The organism is Bacillus sp. JJ1773, assembly GCF_036962035.1.
In the GTDB taxonomy this organism is placed as follows: Bacteria; Bacillota; Bacilli; order Bacillales; family Cytobacillaceae; genus Cytobacillus.
Map to the genome: position 1 here is coordinate 1 of NZ_JBALNX010000107.1, position 2,069 is coordinate 2,069.

At 31.3% G+C, this 2,069-nt stretch carries 3 protein-coding genes; all 3 read left to right on the forward strand.

Annotated features, from left to right (window positions below; all coding sequences use genetic code 11):
* Positions 1-70: 70 nt before the first annotated feature.
* Positions 71-685, forward strand: coding sequence for a GNAT family N-acetyltransferase (locus tag V7127_RS23655; RefSeq protein ID WP_335490413.1), 615 nt, complete (start codon positions 71-73; stop codon positions 683-685).
* Between the two features lie 304 nt (positions 686-989).
* Positions 990-1,439, forward strand: coding sequence for a hypothetical protein (locus tag V7127_RS23660; RefSeq protein WP_335490416.1), 450 nt, complete (start codon positions 990-992; stop codon positions 1,437-1,439).
* A gap of 204 nt (positions 1,440-1,643) precedes the next feature.
* Positions 1,644-2,069, forward strand: a 426-nt coding sequence (locus V7127_RS23665) for a GNAT family N-acetyltransferase (protein ID WP_335490419.1), incomplete at its 3' end; no start/stop codon positions are given.

The window sequence follows — 2,069 nt, forward strand, 5'->3', positions numbered from 1 at the left end:
AGGGCCAGATTGTGGAATAGGATTATAATAATGAACATATATCATTCATTAAAAAGGAGTAATATAATATATGGAATCTGAAAATTATATATTTACTATTTTGAAAGCAGATAAAGTAGATTTTGATGTGAGGAAACAAATGTCTGAAATATTTTCAGAAGGGTTCTCACAATGGCTCGTTTTTTTTTCAAAGGATAAAAATAAAATTGCAAAAGCTTTTGCTCATATGTTTGTTTTGAATCAATTTTATGTAGCGATAGCTAATAATAAAATTGCTGGAATGACAGCATGCACGGATGGTGCCGATAGATCGGTTCGATTAAATAAAAAGGAATTAAGGAAGCATCTGGGATTTTTCAAGGGAAGCATGGCAGGGATCTTTCTAAAGAAGGAATTTGAAGCGCCTTTTGAAGAATTTCCGCCCAATACAGGGTCGATTGAGTTTGTTGGAACAGCTTCAGAATTTAGAGGACAGGGTGTAGCAACTCAAATCATAAAGCATATCATTGAAAACACTCCGTACAATGATTATGTCATTGAAGAGGTTGCGGATACGAATACTCCGGCAATGAATTTATATAACAAATTGGGATTTGAAGAGTACAAAAGAAAGCCTCTTCCAGAAATTAGGGCTAAGAAAATTGGAATCAATAATTTTTTGTCTTTGAAATACGTAAAAAAGTAACATATATTTCTTTAAGATAATGGAAAAAGCAAACTTTTTACCAACTTCATCATTTAGAAGAGGATTGTAAAGTATTGAACTTAAACTAAAGGGAACTTACAGAAGGAAAATTATTTGATTTTAATATTAAGATCAAGTTATTAGTTATTCGATTTTAGGGCGCGATTGTGTAATAAACATCCCATTCTGCTTCAACTATAAGGCGCTTAAGCACAATAACTCAATAAAATTGTGAATAAATGTACTTAGACTATCGAGCAGTAGAGTTAAAGAAAGGATGTTTAATAACGATAAGGGGGGAATTATGAAAAAGGCGTTAATTACTCTAGTAGTTTTAGTTGTATTAGGTGTTGGAATTTACTTCGTTATAGGGTTATTTAATAATAATCCGCCTTCACCAACTATAACTTTTAATGAAAAGAAACTAGAAGTGGCACGAGGTTCATATTGTTGGGATGGTTTATTTAATTCTATTTGTGCCGATACAATTTCTCCGCCAAGGCTAATTGAACATCATGAAATTAAACCCGTGATTGTATTGCCTGAATCTGAATTAAAAATAGAATTTGAAAAAGAACCTAATGTAAATACATTGGGAGTCAATAGATGGCTTAATGATAACGAAGTGGAGGAGGTTTCGTTAAATAATAATGTTTTAATAGCACCAAAAGAAAAAGGTGTTTATATTTACGATGTCCATGCAAGGTGGGAAAAGGGAAGTTCGAGTTATGCTTTTGTAATTGAGGTTAGATAAGGCTTATTGAAGTAACATGTGTTTTAGTTTAACAAGACATAGTAATTATGATCTTCCACAATCGGGTGCGATTCAGTAAAAAGGATCAGCGCTCATTTTCATTTTTAGGCCATTATGTTGAATAATTCAAAAATAATAATTGAATGACTTGACTACATTTATTAAAATAGGAATATATGTTCGAGCTTGGGGAGGAGAAATTTTATGGAACTTCATTTTTATAATGATAGATTTAAAAATTCAATTGAACAATATACCTTATCAGAGGAACAACTTAGTTTTACTGGTACTCCTAAAGAATGCATTGAACTTTCAAATAAAGATCCAGAAAGATATTCTATATTAGGTATTGAAGGTGAACAGTTAGTAACGTTTTTTGTTCTACATAAAAATGAGGGAGTAAAGCCTTATTCAAATAATAATAATGCGTTATTATTAAGAGCATTTTCAACAGATTTTCACCATCAAGGTAAGGGATATGCAAAACAGTCAATAAAATTATTGCCTGAATTTGTTAGGTCATATTTTCCCGAAATTAATGAAATTGTATTAGCTGTGAATCTAAAAAATGAAGTCGCACAAGGATTATATAAGAAAAACGGTTTTGTTGATGAAGGTGTAAGGAAGATG